The 24,790-nt window shown below is 72.8% G+C and carries 10 protein-coding genes; 2 read left to right on the top strand and 8 right to left on the bottom strand.

Going from position 1 to position 24,790, the window contains the following annotated elements; genetic code table 11:
- Positions 1–26: 26 nt before the first annotated feature.
- Positions 27–9,860 carry a type I polyketide synthase gene (locus FB388_RS39990; RefSeq protein ID WP_211362105.1) on the top strand — a complete coding sequence of 3,278 codons (9,834 nt, stop codon included), beginning with the start codon at positions 27–29 and terminating at the stop codon, positions 9,858–9,860.
- A 23-nt stretch (positions 9,861–9,883) separates the two neighbouring features.
- A complete protein-coding gene (locus FB388_RS19175; protein ID WP_142103574.1) occupies positions 9,884–14,626 on the top strand; it encodes a non-ribosomal peptide synthetase in 4,743 nt (1,580 codons plus the stop codon).
- A 115-nt stretch (positions 14,627–14,741) separates the two neighbouring features.
- Here FB388_RS19175 and FB388_RS19180 read toward each other — a convergent pair whose 3' ends face one another.
- From FB388_RS19180 to FB388_RS40900, 8 genes are all read right to left on the bottom strand, one after another.
- Positions 14,742–16,292 carry a BTAD domain-containing putative transcriptional regulator gene (locus tag FB388_RS19180; RefSeq protein WP_142103575.1) on the bottom strand — a complete coding sequence of 517 codons (1,551 nt, stop codon included), beginning with the start codon at positions 16,290–16,292 and terminating at the stop codon, positions 14,742–14,744.
- 302 nt (positions 16,293–16,594) lie between these two features.
- A complete protein-coding gene (locus tag FB388_RS19185; protein ID WP_142103576.1) occupies positions 16,595–18,388 on the bottom strand; it encodes an ATP-binding cassette domain-containing protein in 1,794 nt (597 codons plus the stop codon).
- Entirely contained in the window at positions 18,385–20,079 is a 1,695-nt protein-coding gene (locus tag FB388_RS19190) for an ATP-binding cassette domain-containing protein (RefSeq protein WP_170225733.1), read from the bottom strand. The genes FB388_RS19185 and FB388_RS19190 overlap by 4 nt, the downstream gene beginning before the upstream one ends.
- Before the next feature lie 78 nt (positions 20,080–20,157).
- Positions 20,158–20,286: a SapB/AmfS family lanthipeptide gene (locus FB388_RS41220; RefSeq protein ID WP_142103578.1), complete on the bottom strand. Its 129-nt coding sequence runs from the start codon at positions 20,284–20,286 to the stop codon at positions 20,158–20,160.
- Between the two features lie 574 nt (positions 20,287–20,860).
- Positions 20,861–20,995, bottom strand: a complete 135-nt coding sequence (locus FB388_RS19200) for a class III lanthipeptide (RefSeq protein WP_142103579.1) — start codon at positions 20,993–20,995, stop codon at positions 20,861–20,863.
- A gap of 202 nt (positions 20,996–21,197) precedes the next feature.
- Positions 21,198–21,344, bottom strand: coding sequence for a hypothetical protein (locus FB388_RS39485; RefSeq protein ID WP_170225735.1), 147 nt, complete (start codon positions 21,342–21,344; stop codon positions 21,198–21,200).
- Positions 21,345–21,537: 193 nt separating this feature from the next.
- Entirely contained in the window at positions 21,538–24,132 is a 2,595-nt protein-coding gene (gene lanKC, locus FB388_RS19205; RefSeq protein WP_142103580.1) for a class III lanthionine synthetase LanKC, read from the bottom strand.
- Between the two features lie 348 nt (positions 24,133–24,480).
- Entirely contained in the window at positions 24,481–24,612 is a 132-nt protein-coding gene (locus FB388_RS40900) for a hypothetical protein (RefSeq protein ID WP_281290435.1), read from the bottom strand.
- Positions 24,613–24,790: the final 178 nt, after the last annotated feature.

The following is a 24,790-nucleotide window of genomic DNA, read 5'->3' on the forward strand; positions in this document are numbered from 1 at the left end:
TCGTCCATCGGGGGGTGGAGAAGACCGTGACGAACGGCGGAGGGGATCTTCCAGCAGGCGTTCGGACGTGGCTGCGCTCGGAGCTGGCGCGCGCCGCGGGCGTTGCGGAAGACGAGTACGACCCGGCGGAGCGGTTCCGCCACTACGGCATCGACTCGGTGACGGCCACCGCGATCATCGGGCGGCTGGCGACCCGGCTGGGGCGCGAACTGCCCGCGACGCTCGCCTGGGAACACCCCACGCTCGACGAGCTGGCCGACCACCTCGAGAGCAGGCCCGACACCGCTCCGGCAGCGCCGTCCGGCGGCCGGAGCGCTTCCCGTGCCGCACCCGACGAGCCGATCGCGGTGGTCGGGATGGCGTGCCGGTTCCCGGGTGGGGCCGACTCGCCCGCCGCGTACTGGAGGTTGCTGTGGGACGGCGTCGACGCGGTCCGGGAAGTGCCTGCTGACCGCTGGGACGTCGAGCGCCACTACGACGCGGACGTGAGCGCGCCCGGCAAGATGAGCACCCGCTGGGGCGGGTTCCTGGACCGGGTCGACGGCTTCGACGCCGCCTTCTTCGGCATCTCGCCGCGCGAGGCCACGCAGATGGACCCGCAGCAGCGGCTGGTCCTGGAGCTCGCCTGGGAGGCGCTGGAGGACGCGCGGCGGGCGCCACGCTCCCTGCGAGGCACGCGGACCGGGGTCTTCCTCGGCGCGATGTGGAGCGACTACGCGCGGCTCGGCGCCGACGCGCTCGCCGACGTCGACCCGCACACGGCGACCGGCCAGGACACGAGCGTCCTGGCGGGGCGCATCTCCTACGCGCTGGGCCTCGGGGGGCCGAGCCTGACCGTCAACACCGCGTGCTCGTCCTCGCTGGTCGCGATCCACCTCGCCTGCCAGAGCCTGCTGCGCGGGGAGTCGACGATCGCCCTCGCGGGCGGGGTCAGCCTCATCCTGTCGCCTGCCAGCACGGTGGCCATGTCCAAGTTCGGCGCAATGGCCCCCGACGGGCGCTGCAAGACCTTCGACGCGCGCGCCAACGGCTACGTGCGCGGCGAGGGCGCCGGCATCGTGGTGCTCAAGCCGCTCTCGCGCGCGCTGGTGGACGGGGACGACATCGTCTGCGTCATCCGGGGCAGCGCGGTCAACAACGACGGCTTCAGCAACGGTCTCACCGCCCCGAACCCGCACGCTCAGCAGGCGGTCCTGCGCGCGGCGTACGAGGACGCGGGCGTCGACCCGGCGCGCGTGCACTACGTGGAGACGCACGGCACCGGCACGGTCCTCGGCGACCCGATCGAGGCGAACGCGCTGGGGGCGGTGCTGAGCGCGGGCCGGGATCCCGGCCGGCCGCTGATCCTCGGGTCGGTCAAGACGAACATGGGGCACCTGGAGGGTGCGGCGGGCATCGCCGGGTTCATCAAGACCGCACTCGCCGTGAAGCACCGCGTCGTTCCGCGGAACCTGCACTTCGAGACCCCGAACCCCCATGTCGCGTGGGACGAGCTGCGCCTCGAGGTCGCGCGGGAGCGGCGGCCGTGGCCGGGCCCGCGAGAAGCTCCCCTCGCGGGGGTGAGCTCGTTCGGCTTCTCCGGGACCAACTGCCACGTCGTGCTCGAGGGCCTCGTTCACGAGGCGCGGTTCTTCCCGCTCTCGGCGGACGGGCCCGCCGAGCTCGACCGGCGCCTGCTCGACCTGCTGCCCACGGTCACCCGCTTGGCCGAAGGCACCCCCGCCCTCGCCGAGCTCAGCCGGACGCTGATGACCGATGCCGGCGACGGTCTCTGCCGGACGGCGGTCGTGGCCCGCGACGACGAGGAGCTGCTCGACGCGCTGGTCACCCGGATCAAGCGGCCGAGCGAGCCGGCCGGCACGACGCGTCCGCAGGTGGTCTTCGTCTGCCCGGGCCAGGGCGCGCAGTGGCTCGGCATGGGCCGGTCGCTGCTGCACACCGAGCCGGTCTTCCACGCCGAGATCCGCGCCTGCGACGCCGAGGTGCGGAAGGTGGCCGGCTTCTCGGTCCTCGAGGAGCTCGTCGCGAGCGCCGATCGTTCCCGGCTCGACGAGATCGACGTCGTGCAACCGGTTCTCTTCGCCGTCCAGGTGGCCCTGGCCGCGCTGTGGCGGTCGTGGGGCATCCGACCGGACGTCGTCGTCGGCCACAGCATGGGCGAGGTGGCGGCCGCGCACCTGGCAGGCGTGCTCCGGCTCGACGAGGCGGTGCGCGTCATCTGCGCGCGCAGCCGGCTGGCGAAGGGCCTCGCCGGCAAGGGCGGCATGGCCGTGGTCACGATGTCGGCGGACGAGGCCGACGCGCTGGTCGAGCGGCACCGCGAGCGGGTGGCGGTCGCGGCGTACAACGGACCCTCCTCCCAGGTGCTCTCGGGCGAGCTGGGACCGGTGCTGCGCGAGCTGGAGGAGCGGCAGGTCGAGGTCAGCCGGGTGAACGTCACCTTCGCCTCCCACTGCCCGCAGGTGGAAGAGCTGTCCCGGCCGCTGACCGATGCGCTGGACGGCCTCTCGCCGTCCGCGGCGCACGAGCGACCGCGGATGGTGTCGACGGTGACGGAACGCGAGCTGGCCGGCCCGGAGTGCAACGCGGGCTACTGGGTCCGCAACCTCCGCCACCCGGTCCGCTTCGCCCAGGTCGTGCACCGGCTCGCGACCGAGCGGGCGACCGTTCTCGTCGAGCTGAGCCCGCACCCGGTCCTGGTCCGCGCCATGACCGAGACGCTCCGGGCCGTGGCCGACCCACCGGGACGCAGCATCGCGCTCGGCTCGCTGCGGCGGGACGCGGACGAGCGGTACGCGCTGCTGGAGACCCTGGCCGCGCTCCACGAGGCCGGCGTCCCCCGCGAGCCCGCGCCGCCGGCGCAGCCCGTGCCCGTGCTCCTGTCGGCGCAGAGCGAACCGGCGCTCCGTGCCCAGGCCGGGCGGCTGGCCGAGCACCTGGCGGCGCGCCCCGAGCTCGAGCTGGTGGACGTCGCGTACTCGCTCGCCACCACGCGCACGCACCTCGAGCACCGCGCCGCACTCGTCGCGAGCGACCGCGCCGAGCTACGCGCTGCGCTCGACGAACTGGCCGGAGGGCGGCAGGCGGCGGGTGCCGTGATCGGGCGAGCGGGCCGCGGGGGTGGCCGGGTGGCCTTCGTCTTCCCCGGCCAGGGCTCGCAGTGGGCCGGCATGGCGCGCTCGCTGCTGGCCACCTCGCCCGTATTCCGCGACGAGCTCGAAGCCTGCGCCCGCGCGCTCACCCCGCACGTCGACTGGCCGGTCATGGCGGTGCTCCGCGGCGACGAGGCCGCCGCGTCCCTGGAACGCGTCGACGTCGTCCAACCGGCCCTGTTCGCCGTGATGGTGGCGCTGGCCGCGCTGTGGCGGAGCATGGGCGTCAGCCCCGACGCGGTCGTCGGCCACAGCCAGGGGGAGATCGCCGCCGCCTGCGTGGCGGGCGCGCTATCCCGGGACGACGCGGCGAAGGTGGTGGCGCTGCGCAGCCGCGCGCTCACCCGGCTGGCCGGAGCAGGCGCGATGGCCGCGGTGGAGCTCGGCAGCGACGAGCTGGAGCAGCACCTCGCCCCGTTCGGCGACCGGCTGTCGATCGCCGCGGTCAACAGCGCGACGTCCACGGTGGTCTCCGGCGAGGTCGGGGCGGTCGACGCGCTGGTGCGCGAGCTCACCGCCCTGCAGGTCGTGGCGCGCACGGTGCGCGTCGACTACGCGGCCCACTCCCGCCAGGTGGAGCTGGTCCGCGACGAGCTCGTCGGCCGCCTGGCGGACATCACCCCGCGCTCGTCCACGCTGCCGCTCCACTCCACGGTCACCAGCGCCCTGCTCGACGGGCGCGAGCTCGACGCCGCCTACTGGTACGAGAACCTCCGCCGGACCGTCCGCTTCTCGGACGCCGTCGACGGCCTCGTCGGTGCCGGGCACCGCTTCTTCATCGAGGTCAGCCCGCATCCGGTGCTGACCCGGGCCGTGGCGGGCTCCGGGCGCGAGGCGGTCGCGGTCGGCTCGCTGCGGCGCGAGGACGGCGGACTGACGCGGATCCTGGGGTCGCTCGGCGAGCTCCACACGCGCGGTCTCGCGCTCGACCGGGAACACGTCCTCCACGGCGGGCACCGCGTCGCCCTGCCGACCTATGCCTTCCAGCGCGAGCGGTTCCGGGCCGTGCCGGCGGCGGCCCGGAGTTCGGACGCCGCGTCGCTGGGGCAGACGCCGCTCGACCACCCGTTCCTCGGCGCCGCCGTTGCGAACGCGGAGGGCGGGGACGTCGTCCTGACCGGTCGCCTCTCGCTCGGGGAGCACCCGTGGCTGGCGGGTCATGCCGTCTTCGGCCAGGTGATCCTGCCCGGTGCGGCGGTGGTCGACCTCGCGCTCGCGGCCGCCCACCACGTCGGCCTCGACCGGGTCGACGAGCTGGTCGCGGAGTCCCCCGTCACGCTGCCCGGCCGGGGGGCGCTGCTGCTGCAGGTCCGGCTGGGCGGCCCGGACGGGGCGGGCGGCAGGTCATTCGCGCTGCACACCCGCCGGGAGGACGCGCCGGACGACGCCCGATGGACCAGGCACATCACAGGCAGCCTCACCCCGGCCACCGGGGCGACGCCCGCCGACCTGCGGGCGTGGCCGCCGCCAGGAGCGACCGCGGTCGAGCTGGACGGCCTCTACCAGCGGTTGGCCGAGTCGGGCCTGCACTACGGTCCCGCCTTCCAGGGCCTGCAGGCGGTGTGGCAGCGGGGGAACACGCTCTTCGCCCAGGTCGCCCTCCCCGCGGCGCACGAAGCCGGCCGGTTCGGCCTCCACCCCGCGCTGCTCGACGCGGGGCTGCACGCCCTCGCCGCCACCGACGACGCTCCCGCGGTCCGGCTCCCCTTCACGTGGACGGGGGTGACCCTGCACGCCTTGGGCGCGTCGACCGCGCGAGTGCGCCTCGAGCGCGGGCCGGGCGGCCGGGTCGCGGTGTCGCTCGCCGACGCAACCGGCGAGCCGGTCGCCGCGGTGGAGGCGCTGCTCACCCGGCCGGTCTCGCGGGACGACCTCCGGGCCGCTGTCTCGCACCACTCGCTCCAGCACGTCGTGTGGGACGAGGTCCCGGTCGAGCCGCTCCGGTCGCCGTCCCGGGTGCAGCACTACGCCGACCCGGCGGCCCTGCGCGCCGCCATCGAGAGCGGCACCGCGTTGCCCGAGGTCGCCGTCGTCCCCGTGGCGGCCCGCCCCGGGACCGGCGTCGCAGAGGCCGCCCGCGAGGCCACTGTGGACGTGCTCGCCCTGCTGCAGGCCTGGCTGGCCGACCGGCGCACGCTCTCGGCACGGCTCGTCCTCCTCACCAGCAGCGCCGTCGCGACGCACGGCGACGACGCCCCCGGTCTCGCCCACGCACCGGTCTGGGGCCTGGTCCGCTCCGCCCGGATCGAGCACCCCGACCACGCCATCACCCTCTGCGACACCGACGGGAGCGCGGCGTCGCGCGCCGCGCTCCACGGCGCCGTCCTCGACCAGCCGGAGCTCGCGCTCCGCGACGGTCGTCGGCTCGTTCCCCGGCTGACGCAACCGAGCCCCGCGCCACCGGCAGGCCGGCTCCTCGATCCCGAGGGCACCGTCCTGATCACGGGCGGCACCGGAACGCTCGGTGCGCTGTTCGCGCGGCACCTCGTTCACCGCCACGGAGCCCGGCACCTCCTCCTCGTCTCCCGGCGGGGACCGGCTGCGGACGGAGCGGCGAAGCTCGCGCGCGAGCTGGAGTCCGAAGGCGCCACGGTCACCGTGGCCTGCTGTGACGTGGCGGACCGGGACGCGCTCGCCGCGCTGCTCGCCTCGGTCCCGGCCGTGCACCCGCTCACCGCCGTGATCCACACCGCGGGTGCGCTCGACGACGGCGTCGTAGCCACCATGGACGCAGAGCGCATCGCCGCGGTCTTCGCAGCGAAGGTCGACGCGGCGGTGCACCTCCACGAGCTGACCGCCGACCACGACCTCGCGGCCTTCGTCCTCTTCTCCTCGGTGGCGGGCACCCTCGGCAGCCCTGGCCAGAGCAACTACGCGGCCGCCAACGCCTTCCTCGACGCGCTCGCCCACCACCGCAGGCGGCGCGGGCTCACCGCATGCGCGATCGCATGGGGTTACTGGGAGGAGCGCAGCGGCCTCACGCGCCACCTCACCGACGCCGACACCCTGCGGATGCGCGGCCGGGGGCTGGGCGCGCTGTCCCCCGACGACGGTCTCGGCCTCTTCGACGCCGCACTGGCCCGGCCGGAGCCGGCCCTCGTCGCGGCGCGGTTCGACGCCGTCGCGGCCGCGCGGGCCGTGGCCCGCAACACCGCGCCGGCCGTTCCGCTCACCCAGAGGCTGAGCGCGCTCGCCCCGGCCGACCGCGAGCGCGTGGTCCTCGAACTCGTCTCGGGCGAAGCTGCCGCCGTCCTCCGGCTGGGCTCGGTCGCTCCCGAGCGCCCCCTCCAGGAGCTCGGCCTCGACTCGCTCATGGCGGTCGAGCTCCGCAACCGCCTCGCCGCCGCGTCCGGCACCCCCCTGCCGGCCACGCTCCTCTTCGAACACCCCACCGCAGCGGAGCTCGCCCGGTTCCTCACCTCTGAGCTCCTCGGCGGCGTCCCGGAGCCGTCGCCGGAGGAGCCCGCGCCGCAGGTCCTCGACGACGACCCGATCGCCATCGTGTCCATGAGCTGCCGGTTCCCCGGTGGTGTGCGCTCCCCCGAGGACCTGTGGGCGCTCCTGCTCGCCGGTGACGAGACCGTCTCCGGCTTCCCGGACAACCGCGGCTGGGACCTCGACGCGCTCTACGACCCCGATCCCGCCGCGCCGGGCAAGAGCTACGTGCGCCACGGCGGGTTCCTCCACGACGCCGACCACTTCGACCCCTCGTTCTTCGGGATCAGCCCCACCGAGGCGTTGACGATCGACCCGCAGCAGCGCCTGCTCCTCGAGCTCGCGTGGGAGGCCCTCGAGCGCGCCCGGATCGTCCCGGCGACGCTCAGGGGCAGCGCGACCGGCGTCTTCGTCGGCGCCATGTACCAGGACTACGGCGCCCGCCTCGCCGGCACGCTCGACCGTCCCGAGCTCGAGGCGGCCATCGGGATCGGCAGCGCGGGCAGCGTCGCATCGGGCCGCATCGCCTACACGTTCGGGCTCGAGGGACCGGCCGTCACCGTCGACACCGCGTGCAGCTCGTCGCTCGTCTCGCTGCACCTCGCCTGCCAGGCCCTTCGGCAGGGCGAATGCGACCTGGCCCTCACCGGCGGTGTCACCGTGATGGCCACGCCCGCCCCGTTCGTCGAGTTCAGCCGGCAGCGGGGCATCTCGCCCGACGGACGGTGCCGCAGCTTCTCGGCCGACGCCGACGGCACGGGATGGGCGGAGGGCGCGGGACTGCTCGTCCTCGAACGCCTGTCGGACGCCCACCGCAACGGCCATCCGGTCCTCGGCGTCGTCCGGGGCTCCGCGGTGAACCAGGACGGCAGGAGCCAGGGGCTCACCGCGCCCAACGCCCGGTCGCAGGAGCGGGTCATCCGCCAGGCTCTGGCCGCCGCACGCCTCTCGCCGGGCGACATCGACGCGGTCGAGGCACACGGGACCGCGACCACCCTCGGCGATCCCATCGAGGCGCGCGCGCTGTTCGCGACGTACGGGAAGGCGCACTCGGTGGAGAAGCCGCTCCGGCTCGGTGCGCTCAAGTCCAACATCGGCCACACGCAAGCGGCGGCGGGGGTCGCGGGGGTCATCAAGATGGTGCTCGCGATGCAGCACCGGCAGCTGCCCCGCACGCTGCACGCCGGCTCACCGTCCCCGCACATCGACTGGTCACCGGGCACCATCCGCCTCCTGACCGCGCCCACACCGTGGGAACCCGACGGCCGCCCCCTCCGCGCAGGCGTGTCCTCCTTCGGCGTCAGCGGGACCAACGCGCACGTGGTGCTGGAGGAGGCTCCGGTCGCACCGTCCGAGCCCGCTCCCCCTCCGCGGGAGGCGTACCTCTTCCCGATCTCGGGCGCCACGGAGCAGGCGCTGCGCGCCCAGGCCGCCCGCCTGCACTCGCACGTCGAGTCGGGCCGGGCCACCGAGCTCGCCGACCTCGCCCACTCGCTCGCGGTGACCCGCACGCACTTCGACCACCGCGCCGTCGTCGTGGCCCGCGACCGCACCACGCTCGCGTCCGGCCTCTCCGCCGTCGCGCACGGCCGGCTCGCACCCCACGTCACCCCCGGCACGGCCGTGCCGGCCGGCAAGGTCGTCTTCGTGTTCCCGGGGCAGGGCTCGCAGTGGCCCGCCATGGCCCGGTCGCTCCTCGCCACTTCGGACGTCTTCCGAGAGGAGGCCGAGGCGTGCGCGCGGGCGCTGTCGCCGCACGTGGACTGGTCGCCACTGGCGCTCCTGCGCGGCGACACCGGCAACGCCCCGTGGGACCGCGTCGACGTGGTGCAGCCCGCCCTCTTCACCGTCATGGTCGCGCTCGCGGCGCTCTGGCGCTCGCTCGGCGTCGAGCCGGACGCGGTCGTGGGCCACAGCCAGGGCGAGATCGCCGCCGCGTGCGTCGCGGGCGCGTTGTCGCGGGAGGACGCCGCCCGGCTGGTCGCCCTGCGCAGCCGCGCGCTCGCCGGCCTGGCCGGGAAGGGCGCGATGGCCGCGGTCGAGCAGCCGGTCTTCCCGCTGGAGCGCAGGCTGGCGCGCTTCGGCGAGCGGCTCTGGGTGGCCGGTGTCAACGGGCCGCACTCCTGCCTGGTCGCCGGCGAGCCGGGCGCGGTCGACGAGCTGGTCGCAGAGCTCGCCGGTGACTCCGTCTTCGCACGCAGGATCCGCGTCGACTACGCCTCGCACGGGCCGGCGGTCGAGGAGATCCGGGACGAGCTCGCCGCGAGCGTGGGTGGTGTCGCCCCGCTGACGGGCACGCTGCCGATCTACTCCACCGTCACGGGCGACGGGATCGAGGGCCGCGAGCTCGACAGCGCCTACTGGTTCGAGAACCTGCGCCGCCGCGTGCGGTTCGACGAGGCGACGCAGCGGCTGCTGGCCGACGGCCACCGGTGCTTCGTCGAGGTGAGCCCCCACCCCGTGCTCGGGCTCGTCCTGCGCGAGGCGCTCGACACGGCCAGGACGCCGGGCGCGGTCGTCGGCACGCTGCACCGGGACGACGGCGGCGTCGAGCGCGTCCTGCTGTCCCTCGGCGAGCTGCACGCCCAGGGGCACCCGATCGACTGGCCGGCCGTCCTGCCCGGCGCACGGGCGGTCGGCCTTCCGACCTACGCCTTCCAGCGCGACCGGTACTGGCTCGATCCCCCGCGCCCACGCACGCCCGCTGCGGAGCGAGGCTTCTGGAGCGCGGTCGAACAGGCGGACCTCGACGCTCTGGTCGAGACGCTCGGCGTCGGTGATGGCGAGCGCGGCGCACTGGCCAGTCTGCTCCCGGCGCTGGCCCGGTGGCGGACGGCACAGGAGGAGACGGGAGACGCCGCGCCCGCTGCGGCGGGGGCACCGGCCGATCCGGTGCCCGCACCCGCCCCGGCGGCGTCGCCGGCGCAGCTCCACCCGCGGCCACCCCTCGACACGGCCTACGTACCGCCCACCACCGACCTCGAACGCGTGATCGCAGAGGCGTGGCAGGACGTCCTCGGCATCCGCGGGATCGGGACCCAGGACGACTTCTTCGCGCTCGGCGGCAGCTCGCTGCAGGCGGGCCAGGTACTCACCCGGCTGACGACGTCCTTCCCCGCCGAGATCCGGTTCGACCTCTTCTTCGGCAACCCGACGATCGCCGCGCTGGCACCGCTCGTCGAGGACGCGCTCGTCGCGCACGTGGCGGAGCTGCCCGACGACGAGGCCGAACGGCTGCTCGCCGGCCTGAACCCGCCCTCCTCCGACACGTGACCCGCGAATCCCAGGAGACGACGATGGCGCAGCCAGAACCCCGGTCCGGCCCCGACGAGATGTCCCCCGCGAAGCGCGCCCTCCTGGAACGGTGGAAACGCGGTCAGGCGCAACCGCCGGTGACCACCGTTCCGCGCCGGGCCGACCGGGGCGAGGCGCCGCTGTCGTCCACGCAGGAGCGCGTCTGGTACATCGAGCAGCTCGTACCCGGGACCCCGGCCTACAACTTCTCCGTCGCCTTCCGGCTCACGGGCCACCTGGACCGACCGGCGCTGCAACGCGCGCTGACCGAGGTGGTCCGCCGCCACGAGAGCCTGCGGTCGGTGTTCCCGGCCGTCGACGGGCGCGCCAGGCAGGTCATCAGCGCGCCGTTCGAGCCGGTGATCGGGTTCGACGACCTGTCCGGCGCCGCGGCGGCGCGCGTGGAGGAGCTGATGCGGGACGAGGCCCGCCGGCTCCTCCCCCTCGACCGGGGCCCGCTGTTCGCCGCCCGGCTGCTGTGCACCGGCCCTGGCGAGCACGTCCTGCAGCTCACGCTCCACCACATCGTCTGCGACGGGTGGTCCCTCGGCGTGCTCAACCGGGAGCTCGTGGCGCTCTACGGCGCGTTCACCCGCGACCGGCCCAGCCCGCTGCCCGAGCTGCCCGTCCAGTACGGCGACGTCGCCGCGTGGCAGCAGCGCCGCCGTGCCGAGGGCGCGTTCCGGTCCGATCTCGACTTCTGGCGGCGGGAGCTCGCCGACCTGCCGACCCTCTCGCTCCCGACCGACCGCCCGCGGCCCGCGATGCAGCGCTTCCGCGGCGCACGCCACGATCTCACCCTGCCGGAGCCGCTCACGCGCGCGATCCACGACGCGTGCCGGCGCGCCGACGTCACCCCGTACATGTTCTTCCTGGGGGCGTTCACGGCGCTCCTGTCCCGCTACACCGGCCAGGACGACGTCGCCGTCGGCTCGCCGATCGCGAACCGCTCGCCCGTCGAGACCGAGGGGTTGGTCGGCTTCTTCTCGAACACGATCGTCCTGCGGACCGACCTGTCGGGCGATCCGTCCTTCCAGGAGCTGCTCGCCCGCATCCGGCAGCGGACGCTCGCCGCGTACGGGCACCAGGGCCTGCCGTTCGAGGAGCTCGTGAACGAGCTCGCTCCCGAGCGGGACACGAGCCGCAACCCGCTGTTCCAAGTGATGATGGTCGTGCAGAACGCGCCACTCGAACGGATCCCGTTCGCCGGGCTCGGGACCACCGTCGAGGAGGTCTACACGGGCACGTCGAAGTTCGACCTCTGGCTGCAGCTCATGGCGGTGGACGACGCCTGGACTGCCACGTTCGAGTACGACACCGACCTCTGGGACCACGCCACCGTCGCCCGCATGGCGGGGCACCTCACCAGGGTGCTCGCGTCCGTGACGGCCGACCCCGGGCTCCCGGTGTCGGCGATCCCCCTGCTCGGCGACGAGGAGCGCCGTCGGGTGGTCGTCGAGTTCAACGACACCGCTGTGGACCACGGCCCGCCGCGCCTCCTGCACGAGCACGTCGAGGACCAGGTGCGGCGCACGCCCGACCGGGTGGCGGTGTCCTTCGAGGGCGAGGAGCTGACCTACCGGGCGCTGGACGAGCGCGCCAACGGGCTGGCCCACCGGCTCGTCGGGGCCGGTGCCGGCCCCGACGTGCTGGTCGGGGTCCACGCCGAGCGGTCCCTCGACCTGGTGGTCGCCCTGTTGGCGGTCCTGAAGAGCGGGAGCGCCTACGTGCCGCTCGAGCCGTCGTACCCCGAGGAGCGCCTCGAGCACATGGTCCGCGACACGGCCGCACCGGTGCTGCTGACCGATCGTCCCCTGCCCCCGCGGGTGCGCAACCTCGCGCCGCACGTCATCCACCTGGGCGGCGAGCCCGAGGGGAGCGTGGCTCCGCCTGCGATCGGGATGCCGGCGGACCGGCTGGCGTACGTGATCTACACGTCCGGGTCCACCGGGCTGCCCAAGGGCGCCATGAACAGCCACCGCGCCATCGGCAACAGGCTGCTCTGGATGCAGGACGCGTACGGGCTGACGCCCGGCGACCGCGTCCTGCAGAAGACGCCGTTCAGCTTCGACGTGTCCGTCTGGGAGTTCTTCTGGCCGCTCATGACCGGTGCGACGCTGGTCGTCGCCCGACCGGACGGGCACAAGGACCCCGCCTACCTGATCGACACGATCCGGCGGGAGCGCATCACGACCGTGCACTTCGTGCCATCGATGCTCCGGGTCGTGCTCGACCAGCCGGGCCTGGCCGACTGCTCGTCGCTCGTGCGCGTGATCTGCAGCGGTGAGGCGCTGCCCGCGGGGTTCCGGGACCGCTTCTTCGCGCGTCTCCCGCGAGCGCAGCTGCACAACCTCTACGGGCCGACCGAGGCGGCCGTCGACGTGACCGCGTGGCAGTGCCACCCGGACGACACGTCCCCGGTCGTGCCGATCGGCAGGCCCATCGCCAACACGCAGATCTACATCCTCGACGGCCGCGGCGAGCCGGTGCCGATCGGCGTGCCGGGGGAGCTGCACATCGGTGGGGCGAACGTCGGGCGCGGATACCTGCGCCGGCCCGAGCTCGACGCCGAGCGGTTCCTGCCCGACCCGTTCAGCTCCACGCCGGGGGCGACGGTGTACCGGACCGGCGACCTCGCCCGCTGGCTGCCCAGCGGGGACGTCGAGTTCCTCGGCCGGCTCGACTCGCAGGTGAAGGTGCGCGGTCTGCGCATCGAGCTCGGCGAGATCGAGTCGGTCCTGCGCAGCCATCCGCGGGTCGCGGACGCCGCCGTGGTCGTGCGCACCGACCGGGAGGTCGTCGGCGGCGAGCGCGGCGGCGAGGAGCGCAAGCAGCTCGTCGCCTACGCGGTGCCGGCCGCGGATGCACGGAAGGGCGGGACCTCGCGCCGCCAGGGTCTGTTCGACGCGTACATGAAGGCGGACGCTCCCGCCCAGCCCGGCGCGTCCGACCCGTCGTCCGCTCCCCCGGGCCGCATCTCGATCCCCGAGCTGCGCGACCACCTGCGCGAGAAGCTGCCCGACTTCATGATCCCGCACGCCTTCGTCGTCCTCGACCGGCTGCCGGTGTCATCGAGCGGCAAACTGGACCGCCGGGCGCTGCCGCCGCCTCCGTCCCCCGGTGCGGCCGACGAGGCCGGGGAGGCACCCCGCACCGCGGAGGAGCGGACCCTCGCGAGGATCTGGGCAGACGTACTGGGCGTCGAGCGGGTCGACGTCGACGCCAACTTCTTCGCACTCGGCGGTGACTCGATCGACAGCATCCAGCTCGTCGCCCGCGCCACCGCAGCGGGGCTGCGCGTGACCCCGGCCGACGTCGTCCGCCACCCGTCCGTCCGCCGGCTGGCCGCCCATATCGTCGCCGCCGAGCCGGGAGGGGTGGCGGCGGCCCCCTCGTCGAGCGTCACCAGCGTGATCGGCCCCGACATCGAGGACGCCTACCCGCTGTCCACCTACCAGTCCGAGATGCTGCGCCGCAAGCGCACGGGCGGCCCGGCTTCTCTCTACGTCCAGAGCGTCGTCACCCGGGTGCGGTCGCTCTCGGGAGAACCGCTCGACCTGGACGCGCTCGACGCCGCGTGGCAGGCGGTCGTGGGCCGTTACCCGGTGTACCGCAGCGCCTTCCGGTGGGAGGCGGTGGACGAGCCGGTCCAGGTCGTGCACCGGACGTGCGAGATCACGGTCGAGCGCCACGAGTTCTCGGGGCTGGACGACGTCCACCGCTGGGTCGAGTCCAGCCGGCGGCACGGCTTCGTCCTGGACCGACCGGGGCACCTGCGGGTCGGGTTGTTCCGGGTCGGCCCTGACGAGCTGGTGATGGCCTTCCTCTACAACTACATGTTCGCCGACGGCTGGAGCCTGTCGTTCGTCATGGCGGACCTCCTCGCACTCCTCCACGGGGGTGGCCGGGCCGACCTGGCGCCCGTCATCCCCTACCGCCATTACATCGACCACCAGCGATCGCAGGACCGCGAGGCCCACGAGGCGTACTGGCGACGTGCCATGGCCTCCTTCGAGGTCACACCGCTCGTGGCGGCGCTGGGGGGCACCGCCCGCCCGCTGCAGGAACGCGGCGGCTACCGGCGCAAGGACGCCGTGGTGTCGGCCGCCGCCACCCGCGCCCTCCGCACCGTCGCCCGGAGCGCGAACCTCACCCTGAACCAGGTGCTCCTCGCCGCGTGGGCGCTGCTCCTCGCGCGGTGGACGGGGCGCTCCCGGGTGTCCTTCGGCTCCATGATGACCGGCCGCTCCGCCCATCTGCCCGGCTACGAGCGGATGGTCGGGATCTTCACCAGCGTCCTGCCGATGCAGCTCGACATCGCACCGGACGAGACGTTCCTCGACTGGGTCGAGCAGGCCCGCCGGATCCAGCTCGAGCTCGACGCCCACCACCACGCCTCGCTCCGCGACATCCGGCACTGGGCGGGGCGCCCCGAGGACACCGACCTGTTCGAGTCCTGCTTCGTCTTCCTGAACTTCCCGTTCAGCAGCGACGGGGAGGACGCGATGCGGAGGACGGAGCTGCGGATCGTCGAGGGGCAGACCCAGACCGAACACCCGCTCCGGGTCGCCGTGTTCGCCTTCGGGGAGACCCTGGACCTGCAGTTCTTCTACTACGAACGGCAGCTGCCCGAGCCCGCCGTCGAGCAGCTGGTCAGCGCGACGTGCGAGCTCCTCGAGCGGTTGGCGGACGCCGCGACGGAGCAGGTCGGGCAGGTGCTCTCGTCGATACGCAGAGGTCCGTGACGAGCGGCCGTTCGCCGCGGACGCCGTCGGACGAGCTCGCGGCACGGCCCGAGCCCGTGCGGGCGGCCCGGCGACACACCGGCCGCGCCGCCCGCCCGATACGGCTCGGGCGCCGTCACACGGCTTGCAGCGGCACCGATCGCTGCTCGCCGACCGGCGGCGCCGAGAGCACCGCCCACCAGCGGTTGGCCTGGTCCTTCCAGGAGCGGGCCGACCACGTGTCACCCTCGCCGTTCGCGATGTCGCTCAACGTATCGAGTACGAGCGCCTGACCGAAGACGTCGCCCCGTGCCTCGCACACCGACAGCGCCTCGAGGAGCCGCGCGCGCATCTCGCCGCCCCGGCCCTCGAGGAGCCGCGTCACGGCGAGGGCCCGGGCGGCATAGGCCGCGCGCCACGCTTCTCCCAGCTTCTCGAGCTCGGTCATCGCGTGCTCGAAATGCCCGTCCGCGATGTCGAACCGCCCGGCCATGTGCGCAGCCATGCCCGCGGTGACGAGCGCCATGGCCGCACTGCTGCTGTCCCCGGACGTGCCGTAGAGGACCGCGGACCGCTCGCACTCCCTCACGGCGCCGACCAGGTCTCCCGCGCCGAGCAGCTCCTGACCCCGGGTGTGGTGTCCGGCAGCCGCGTACTGCAACGCCGCGCGGATGGGGGCGGCACGGCGACCCGGTGCTTGAGCGGGTACCTCCTCGGCCAGGATCTGGCCGTACAACCGATGAGCATCCGGTCCCGGCTCGATGCCGAGCTGGTCGACGAGGCGGGCCCGGAGGTCGGCGAACACGGCGATGGCGTCCGCCCGCCGCCCCGCACCGGCCAGCGTTCGCATGAGCAGGATGTGCAGGGGTTCGTCGAGGGGCTCGGCGTGCGCGACCACGCGCAGGCGTTCGGCTGCGTGGTCCTCGTGCCCACCGGCGATGGCCAGCTCGGCGAGGATCTGAGCAGCACCCACCCGACGACGGGAGATCGAGACGGCTGCCGGATGGTGAGCGAGCCGGCCGCTGATGCCGTCGACGACAGGGCCGCGCCACAGGTCGAGCGCCTCGCCGATCTCGGCCTCGGCTCCCGCCGGGTCACCAGCCTCCCGCCTCGCCCTGGCGGCGGCGACCCGCTCGTCGAAGGAGAGGACGTCGAGCTGCGTGGCATCGGCCTCCAGGACGTAACCGGCTCCTGACCACCGGATCCGGGGGGCGCTCCGGTCGTCGAAGAGGGTCCGCCGCAACCGCGTGACATGTGTCTGGAGGATGCTCCGGTAGGTCGCTGGCGGCTCGTCCTCCCAGACGTACTCGACGATCTCGTCGAGGGACACCACGCGGTTCGCCAGCAGCGCCAGCAGCGCGAGCAGCGCGTGGATCTGGGGTGACCAGCTATCGGTGGACCGTTCTCCGCTTCTCACGATGAGCGGACCGAGCGCCTCGATCCGGACGCCGGCACCGATCCCCGGATCGGACATGATGTCGACGAACTCGCTGACCGGCAGATCCAACGCGTCGGCGAGTCGACGCACCGACGCCGTGCGCGGGCGCGCAACCCGCCCTGCCTCGATGTCGCGAAGCGCCCTGAGCGAGATGCCGGCTCGCGCCGCCAGCGCGCCCTGCCCCCAACCCAGGTCTGTTCTTCGGCGGCGCACGAGAACTCCGAGCCGACCGCCTCTTCTGTTCGCCATGGTCTCCCCCCGACGGGACGCCGATGTCCTACCGACCGCGCAACGCTTCGGTCACCCGGCCGAGCAACTTGCCGGTTTTGAATTCCGTGGGCGGCCGGACCGTGATTCCCGAGTACCCCCTTCCCCTCCCCGCCGCCCGTTGCCGAAAGAGTGTGCGACGCCCGTCCGAGTCCTCGGTGCGGACACTCCGGGCTGCGACGATGCCCAACGGTCTCGGCGCACATCCGGAGGACCTCCGAGCATCTCGTGTCGGCACCGCCCTCTCGTTGTAAGTTGCGCTCGGCACCCGAGAGGTTGACCCGCTACGCCAACTTTCTGCGAACTTTTCTACGTTGCGGGGCCGGAGGAAGGTGTACCGCCGCTGCAACAGGATCTGCCCACCAACCGGCGAGTTCCGCATAGGCGGCGGAGCTGCGCCGCAGCGATTCGTGGGTTCCCGTGGCGTTGCTCGCGGTGCCGTCCAGTACCAGAACGTTATCGGCCCGCATCGCCGAGCTCATGCGGTGCGCGATCACCACCAGAGTGCCGCCGCGCTCCGCGAACGCCTGCTCGACGACGGCCTCGCTGACCGGATCGAGGTGGCACGTCGCTTCGTCCAGGACGATCACCGGGGCCGGGGACAAGTGGGCCCGCACGAGCGCCACGAGCTGCCGCTGCGCGGCATCGAGATCAGTTGCGACGATCTTCGCGTCGATTCCCTCGTCGATTCCCCCGCGCACGCGCAGCAGGCACTCGGCGCCCAGCAGGGTGACGGTGGCCGCCACCTCGCGGTCGGTCGCGTCAGGACGCAGGTAGCAGAGGTTCTCACGCAGGGTGCCGTCGAAGACGTAGGACTCCTGCGGCACCACGGTGATGAGGCGCCGGTGGTCGGTCAACGCCACGCCGCCGATCGTGAGGCAGCCTTGTTGCGGCTGGTCGAGGCCGCCCAGCAGCCCTGCAAGCGTCGACTTGCCGATCCCGCTCGGGCCGACGACCGCCCAGTGCGAGCCGGCGGCCAGGCGGAGGTCCAGTGCGCGGATGACCGGCTCGACCTCGGGCCCGTACGCGAAACTCACGCTGCGCAGCTCGACATCGGTGCCGCGCGGCGGCGCGGATCGCGTCGCCGGTGGCAGGGGAGCCCGCTCGACGGCCTCCGAGGTCTCGGCGATCCGGTGCAGCGCCACCGCGAGCCGCAGCGCGGACCCGCCGACGGTGAGCGTCAGGGCGCGCAGCGTCGGCTCGACCGTCCCGACCAGGTAGGTGACGGCGCCGACGAGCGCCCCGGCCGTGACCCCGCGCTCGCCGAGGGCCGGCGCCAGCGCGAGCAGCACGACGACCGGGACGTAGGCCCCGAGGGCGACGGCTGTGGTGCGGGCCGATGTCAGCGCCGCCAGCCGGTGAACAGCGGACCGGTGCTGCTCGAACGCCTCGCCCGCCAGCTCGACGACGTGGTCCTCGGCACGGAACGCGGCGACGTCCCGCAGTCCTACCACCACCTGGCCGGTCACCTCCGCCACCCGCTCCTCGGTCAGCACCTGCGCCCGGTGGCGCCGTACCAAGGGTGTGAGGAGCAGGACGAACACCGAGAGCACCACCACCAGCGGAGGCACCACCGCTGCCAGCAGCAGCGGCTCGAGCACCGTCAGACCGATGACCGCCGCCAGTACGGCGAAGACCGTCCGGCGGGCGATCACGAGCAACCCCGCCAGGACGTCGCGCGCGGTCTCCACCTGCTGCGTCATCCGGCTGACGACCGAGGTGTCGACCGCCGCCCGGCTCGTCGCGGCGCCGGACAGCAGCCCGGTGACGACCCGCGTCAGCAGGCCGTCCCGCACCGCTTCGGCGAGCTCGCCGACCAGCGGGTAGATCCGCCGGGTCGCCTGGCCCGCCACGATGTGGGTCCCGGCGACCAGCGCGAGGTATCCGAGCCCGACCAGCGGGAGGTTCCGGGCGAAGCCCTCGTCGATCGCCAGAGCGAGGAACGCCCCCGATGCGAGCGAGGGCAAGGACTCCACCAGCGACCAGCCGGCCAGGGCGGCGAGGGTCGCCGGCCGGGACCGCAGGTACGGCGCGACGACCGCCCACGGGGTCGGACGGTGAACCCCGACCGCGGTCATGCGCCGACGGGGACGGGTGCGGACCCGAAGACGGCGCGGTACGCGGGGTCGCTCCACAGCTCGGTGTGCGGGGCGACCTGGCGCAGCCGTCCGCGGTCCAGCCAGGCCACGAGGTCGCACCGCGCCGCGGTGCCGAGCCGGTGTCCGACGACGACGGCGCTCCGACCACCGCGTTCCTCGGTGAGGACCTTGCTGACGTGCACCTCCGTCGCGGTGTCCAGGCTCGACATCGCGTCGTCAAGGACGAGCACCCGGGACGGCCGGGCGAAGGCACGCGCCAGACCGAGTCTCTGCAGCTCCCCGCCCGAGAGCGGGGCGTCGGCGAGGTGGGTTGCGTACCCCTGCGGGAGTCGCCGGACGAACCGGTCGGCGTGTGCGGCGGCAGCCCCCGACTCGACCTCGCGATCGGTGAGCGCCGCACCGAGGCGGAGCGCATCGGCGACGGTCCGGCCGATGAGGTGCGGGCGGGCGAACGCGGAGCTCACCAGGCCGCTCGCGGCCCTGGCGGAGAGCTCTCGCAGCGGGACGCCGTCGACCAGCACCTGCCCCGCATCGGGCTCGATCAAGCCTGCGATCGCACCGGCGAGGGCCGAGGCGCCCGACTCGGCGCCGCCCACGAGGGCGATCGAGGTGCCGCCCGGCACGGTCAGGTCGATCCCGTCCAGCACCGTGCGACCGCCGGAACGTATGGTCAGCCCCTGCACCAGCACGGTGCCCGTTCCCTCCGGGGCCGGCCTGCTGCCGCTCGGGCGCACCGGCAGCTGCAGCACCTCGATCACCCGCGCGGCGGCCGAGCGGGCGCGCACTCGCTGGGTCGCGATCTGCGCCAGGCCGAGGACGCCGAGCGCCATCGACGCGTAGGCGGCGGCCGCCAGCATCTGCCCGGGCTGCGTGCGGCCGGTTGCCACACCGAAGCCGACGATCGTGAGGACGCCGAACTGGACGGCGGGGAGCAGTAGTCCGAACTGCCAGCTCACCTCGCCCTGGGCCCGCCAGAAGCGGTGGCCGGCGCGCGACAGGTGCGGGAGCGGCCGGAGGATGCGCCTGACCTCGGGCTGCACCGTTCCGGCTCCGGCGATCGTGCGGATGCCGGAGAGCGCGCCGACGGCCCGACCCGCGATGGCCCCGTAGGCGTCGAAGTACGTGCGCATGTCCGAGGCTGTGTCGGCCACGAAGCGCCTGGCCAGCACGTACCCCACGGGGGCGGCGGCCAGCACCACGAGAAGGGTCCAGGGGGCGATGGCAGCGAGACCGAGCAGCCCGGCCGCCGTGGCCACGCCCATGCTCACGGACGCGGTCCAGACCGTGAGCTCACCGGCTGTGGTGGCGGTGTCGGCGGTGACCCGGCTGACGAGGTCGCCGGACCCGATCCGGCCGGCGTCCGCCGGGCCCACCCGTGCCAGGTGAGCGATGACCTGGCGTCGCAGGCGCTGGGCGATCACCGCGGCGCCGGTCGTGACGAGGTACTGCGCGCCGACCTCGGCAGCCAGCAGACCGGCGAGCACCAACCCGAGGACCAGCACCGCCACCGACACCCGTTCACCGGCGAGCACCGCGTTCACCGCCACGGCGAGCACCGCGGGCAGCACCGCGGCGAGCACGTCACCGATCGCGGACGCCGACATCGCCGCGACGGTCCACCACCCTCCGGCCCGGACCGCGCGACGGGCGTACCGGCCGCTGCCCGACATGCCTCCCCCTTCTGTATCCATGGAAACGGTGGCAGGCGTGATCGGTGCACCGATCACGCCGCCTCCTTCGACGAGCACCTACCGCACGCAGGAGATGCTGAGGGTGCTGTTCGGGCACGGCCAGGACCAGCTGACGGTGCTGACGTGGCCGGGCTCGGCATGAGCGGGCGCCGCGTCCATCTGCTGGAGTTCCAGGATCCTGTGCATGTCACCTCCTCTCGGGGTCGCCCGTGATGCGCACCGAGCCGCTCAGGGCATGGGCCAGCAGACATGAATGCTGAGCGAGCTGTTGGGACAGGGCAGCGAAACGCTGATCGTGCTGAACGGCGTGTTGTCGGCGTGCCCAGGACCCGCCGATCCCGTGCTCTGGAGTTCCAGGATCCTCTTCATCGTTCACCTCCTCCGCCGTCGTCCTGTCATACAACGCGGGCTACCCGCAAACGGTCACGGGGTACAAAGCGAAAGGCTGATGGTGCTGGTCAGGCATATCGCGCCGATACTGAACGTGCTGTACGGGAGGCTGTCCGGGCCCCCGTCAACGCGTACGGGAGCAGCCATCCCCATTTCCTGGAGCCCCAGAATCTGGTTCATTGTTCACCTCCTTCCACTCGGATACCGACGCGGAGTTCATTCCGCCGACTTGTAGCAAAGCCCGGGAATCAGGCTCAGCGTGCTGCCGCAGATGTAAACGCTCACGGCACTGATCTGCGGAGTGACCGCTCGTGGAGCGCTCGCCTGCAGGTCGAGGACTGCCTTCATCGCTGCCATCCGATCTCTCTGGTCAGGGCGTCTTGTCGTCGAATTGGAGACACAGCGACGTCGATATCGTGCTGACGCACCCGACGATGCTCCACAGGCTCCACTGCGGAGTCGGATCGTTCGCCGCATCCAGGGTCTGCAGGTCGAGCACGCTCATCGCTCGGCCCCGTGGTCGTCACGGCCGTCAGGGCGCATGCAGAAGATGATGCTCACACCGCTTCCACACATGGCCGGGCTCACCGTGCTGATCGCCTGCGAATCGACTCCATGGTCCAGCGCCTGGAGCTCCAGAACACGTTCCACCGTTCTCACTTCCCTTCCGCGAATGGGTTCTCACTTTTCCGATCCGGCCGTCGCGATCACGGCCCTTCCGGCTCCTCGACGAGGCAGAACAGGACGCTCCACGTGCTGCCACAGGTGAGCGGGACTGCGCTGATGGTCGACAACTGCGCTCCGACACCGTCGTCGGAGGGCGCCTCCATCTGCAGCCGCAGGACTGGTTCCACATCCGTTCCCTTCTCTTGACCCTAGTTCGCGTCTCTGGTCAGCACGCGAACACGCTTGCCGAGCTGGTGCAGAATGCATAGCTGAGGAAACTCACCTTCAGCTCCGCCCGTGCGCTCGACTCGACGACGGATTGCAGGTCGAGAACCGCTCTCATACTCACCTCCTCACGGGCATCGTTGCGGGGCGGCGGTGTCACACCGCCGCCACGACCGCGGCCGGTGCCGCGGGGACCATCGGGGCGAAGCCGGGCACGGCAAGGCGTCCGCCGCGGGCGGCGCGCAAGGCGAGCAGCACACCGGCCGATCCGGTGGAGAGGTCCATCGAGATGCGCAGCAGACCGTCGCCGGGGAACGCCACGTGCCCGTCGACGTCCAGCGCGTGCCAGGCCAGCCTGCTCACCAGCCGACGCACGATCGGGTCCATGACCTCCGCAGGCCGCTGTCCCGACTCGCGCAGGTGCGCGAGCAGCGCGATCAGCCCCGAACGTCCGTTGAAGAGCCCCGGGAGGATCACGAACTCCGGCTCCGCGGCTCGCCGGATCGGGTCGATCGCCTCCTCGAACCGCGGCACACGCTCGTACCGCAGGTGATCGGCGAGGACCAGCGCGATCCCGGCACTCCCAGTGCCCAGGTAGGGCAGCACGCGGAACCCCTCGTCCAGCTGCAGCGTCCCGTCCGGGACGTCGACGCACGCGTCGAGGTCTCGCTCCAGCTGGATCCGGGACAGGTCGAGGAGGTCCGAGTTGCCGTCGCGCTCGTACCGTCGCTGGAAGAACATCGCGCGACCGGCCGCACCGCGCACGAGCCCGTTCAACCGGGTCGTACCGCCCGGAACCGGGCGCCGGGCGAAGTCCGCCAGCCGGTCGGTGACGTCGTCGGCCAGCGCGGCGAACCGGCTGTCGCCGGTCGCGTCCGCGAAGTGCAGCATGTTGATGCCGATCCCGGCCATTCCGCCCTGCAGGCCGGTCGGCACCAGGTCCAACGGATGGGCCATCACCCGCTCCAGCACCGCGAGCGCACGCTCCCGACGGCCGAGCTCGTCCAGGACGTACGCCACCCCGTGCAACCCGTTGAACAGGCCCACCGGATGGTCCGCCGCCACCCGGTCCACCGCACGCGAGAGCCAGTCCACGTGCGCTTCCGGCACGTCGAACCCGCAGACGTGCAGCGCATGCAGCACCCCTGCCGCACCCCACGCCAACCCGAGCGAATCCTCCAGGAACACGTGGATGTCGCCCGGGAACAGGCGGTCGAGCCGATCCGGGGTGGCGCTGGCCAGGATGCCGTCGGCCACCGACCTGCTCAACGGGTCGATCACGTCACGCCCGGCGTCGAGATCCTCCAGCAACGGGCCAGTCGCACCCCGCTGTGTCGTGCGCACCCCCGCCCGACCGGGGAGCGTCAGCTCGCGCAACATCACGTCGAGGAACTCCGGCGGGACGGGGAACCGGGTGCCGATCGCCCGGACCACATCGCCGACCTTGGTGTCGTCCAGCGGCAGGATCGAGTTGAGCGGGAAGAAGGCCGCGATGCGCAGACACCCCATCGCGTACTCGTCACGGGCGAAACCGGTGACCTCGGGCGGCGCCATGTACCCCGGCGCGCCCAGACCGACCCGCTCGTCCTGGTCCACCGAGGCGATCTCGAAGTCGACGAAACACACCTCGCCGTCGGGGCGGACGATCACGTTGTGCGGATGCAGGTCTCCGAAGACGACGCCGCGCTCGTGCAGGAGGTCCAGTGCGTCCCGGATGTTCTGCAGGGTCGCGAGCGCCCACGCCGTGTACTCGGCGATCTCCTCGTCGCTCGTCTCGGGGTGGATCAGGGGATAGCGCCCGACGGTCTCCTTGCTGAAGGTGCGACCCTCGATGAACTCCTGCACGAGGAACTCGTGTTCCCAGCAGGTGAAGCTGTCGTAGAGCTGGGGCACGCACGGCAGGCCGGCCAGCAGCTCGAGGATCTCCGCCTCCCGGCGGACCCGCGTCACCGCGTCCCGCCCGACCGCGTCCAGTCCCGCATGCGGACGGCCCTCGCGCAGCACGACCGTCCGCCCGTTCCGGTCGATCACCTTGTAGATGCCGCCGCCGTTGGAGAAGTGCAGCGGCTGCTCGACGGTGAACGGGAAGTCGATGCTGTCGTCGTTGCGGGCCGCGAGGTCGGGGGCGAGGAAGTCCGGGATCCGCGCCCACGCCGGTGGTGCGAAGGTGGGGTCGCGCCGGTCCTCCACCAGCTCCCCGTCGGGCGCCTCGATGGCCGGAACCGGCTCCCCGTCGGCCGACCGCAGGAAGCGCCGGGCGAACCCGCCGTACCGGACGAAGAGCGGTCCTGCGCCGATGCGGAGGTCGGAGAGGATGTACGGGCCCTCATGCCCGGCGAGCGCCGGCCGCAGATCGGTGACGAGCTGTTCCAGCTGCTCGTCGTCCGACGGGTAGACCGTGACGAACTTCCCGCTCCCACCGCGGTCGGCGTACTTCGAGTTGCGTGCAACCAGTTCCGCCTGGCTCGGTACGAACTTGAACGGGATCCGGCGGGACACGCAGTGGTCCCAGACGACGTCGAGGATCGCGGGAGCGTTGTCGGGGCACGCGCTCACGTGCAGTTTCCAGCCTTGGTTGCGCAGTCGCGCATCGACCGGGATGAGCATGGTCCACTCGGAGCTCTCGGAGACGTGCCACCCGTCCGGAATCGTTCTCCCGACGAGCAGTCCGTTCTCCTCGGAGACACCATTGCGAACCGGTTCGTAGAACAATCGGTGCGCCATGCAGAACGCCTGATAACGCATGTCCATGCTGTTCACCTCTGAGCCGGGGCGACTGAGCGTCCAACGCAGAACTTTTCCGGCGGTGGCACTTCGACCACCTGGAAGAACCTGCTTGATATGAAGGTAGACGCAGGTGACCAACGACCACTGTTGATCTTCAATGGCCTCCGGCCGAGCTGGCGTGACACTGCCTGAGCACTGGTTATGTTCGCGTGACCGCTCGCCGAAGCCGCGGGAACCGGCAGTATGTGGGCAGTACCGGTTCGCGTTCCGGACAACCTGCGCGGTTGCCGCCGACGAGAACAACACAGGCCGGGGTCGAGAATCCTTGGCCGGATTTCCGGGGAAGTGTTCACGCCGACATCGGCGTCGCGACTACGGCGACCGGGGCGGAAGGTGCACGATCGCCAGGTCGTCACTGCCGAGGTCGAGTGGGATCTCGACGTCGGGCCACCACACCACGACTATTCGGGTGCGGGCACCGTCGGGCGTTCCGTAGTGGTGCACCTCGCTCAGGATGCCGCTGAGCCCGTGCCCTCCAGGCCGCTCGATGAAGATCGGCTTGCCTCGGTGTCCTGAGTGGAGCTCACCGAGGAAGATCGATCTGGGCTCCTGGTCCAACCCGTCCCCGACCTGTCCGCCGCCAACGTGGGTACGGCCGTTCACCGTAGTGGGTGACCGTTCG

This window comes from Pseudonocardia cypriaca, assembly GCF_006717045.1.
Classification (GTDB): domain Bacteria; phylum Actinomycetota; class Actinomycetes; order Mycobacteriales; family Pseudonocardiaceae; genus Pseudonocardia; species Pseudonocardia cypriaca.

Excerpts from the sequence above, each read along its gene's own strand:
- FB388_RS41220 (WP_142103578.1), bottom strand. The coding sequence starts at position 20,286 with ATGCACAGGATCCTGGAACTCCAGCAGATGGACGCGGCGCCCGCTCAT.
- FB388_RS19200 (WP_142103579.1), bottom strand. The coding sequence starts at position 20,995 with ATGAGCGTGCTCGACCTGCAGACCCTGGATGCGGCGAACGATCCGACT.
- FB388_RS19175 (WP_142103574.1), top strand. The coding sequence starts at position 9,884 with ATGGCGCAGCCAGAACCCCGGTCCGGCCCCGACGAGATGTCCCCCGCG.
- FB388_RS19180 (WP_142103575.1), bottom strand. The coding sequence starts at position 16,292 with ATGGCGAACAGAAGAGGCGGTCGGCTCGGAGTTCTCGTGCGCCGCCGA.
- FB388_RS19190 (WP_170225733.1), bottom strand. The coding sequence starts at position 20,079 with ATGTCGGGCAGCGGCCGGTACGCCCGTCGCGCGGTCCGGGCCGGAGGG.
- lanKC (WP_142103580.1), bottom strand. The coding sequence starts at position 24,132 with ATGGACATGCGTTATCAGGCGTTCTGCATGGCGCACCGATTGTTCTAC.
- FB388_RS19185 (WP_142103576.1), bottom strand. The coding sequence starts at position 18,388 with ATGACCGCGGTCGGGGTTCACCGTCCGACCCCGTGGGCGGTCGTCGCG.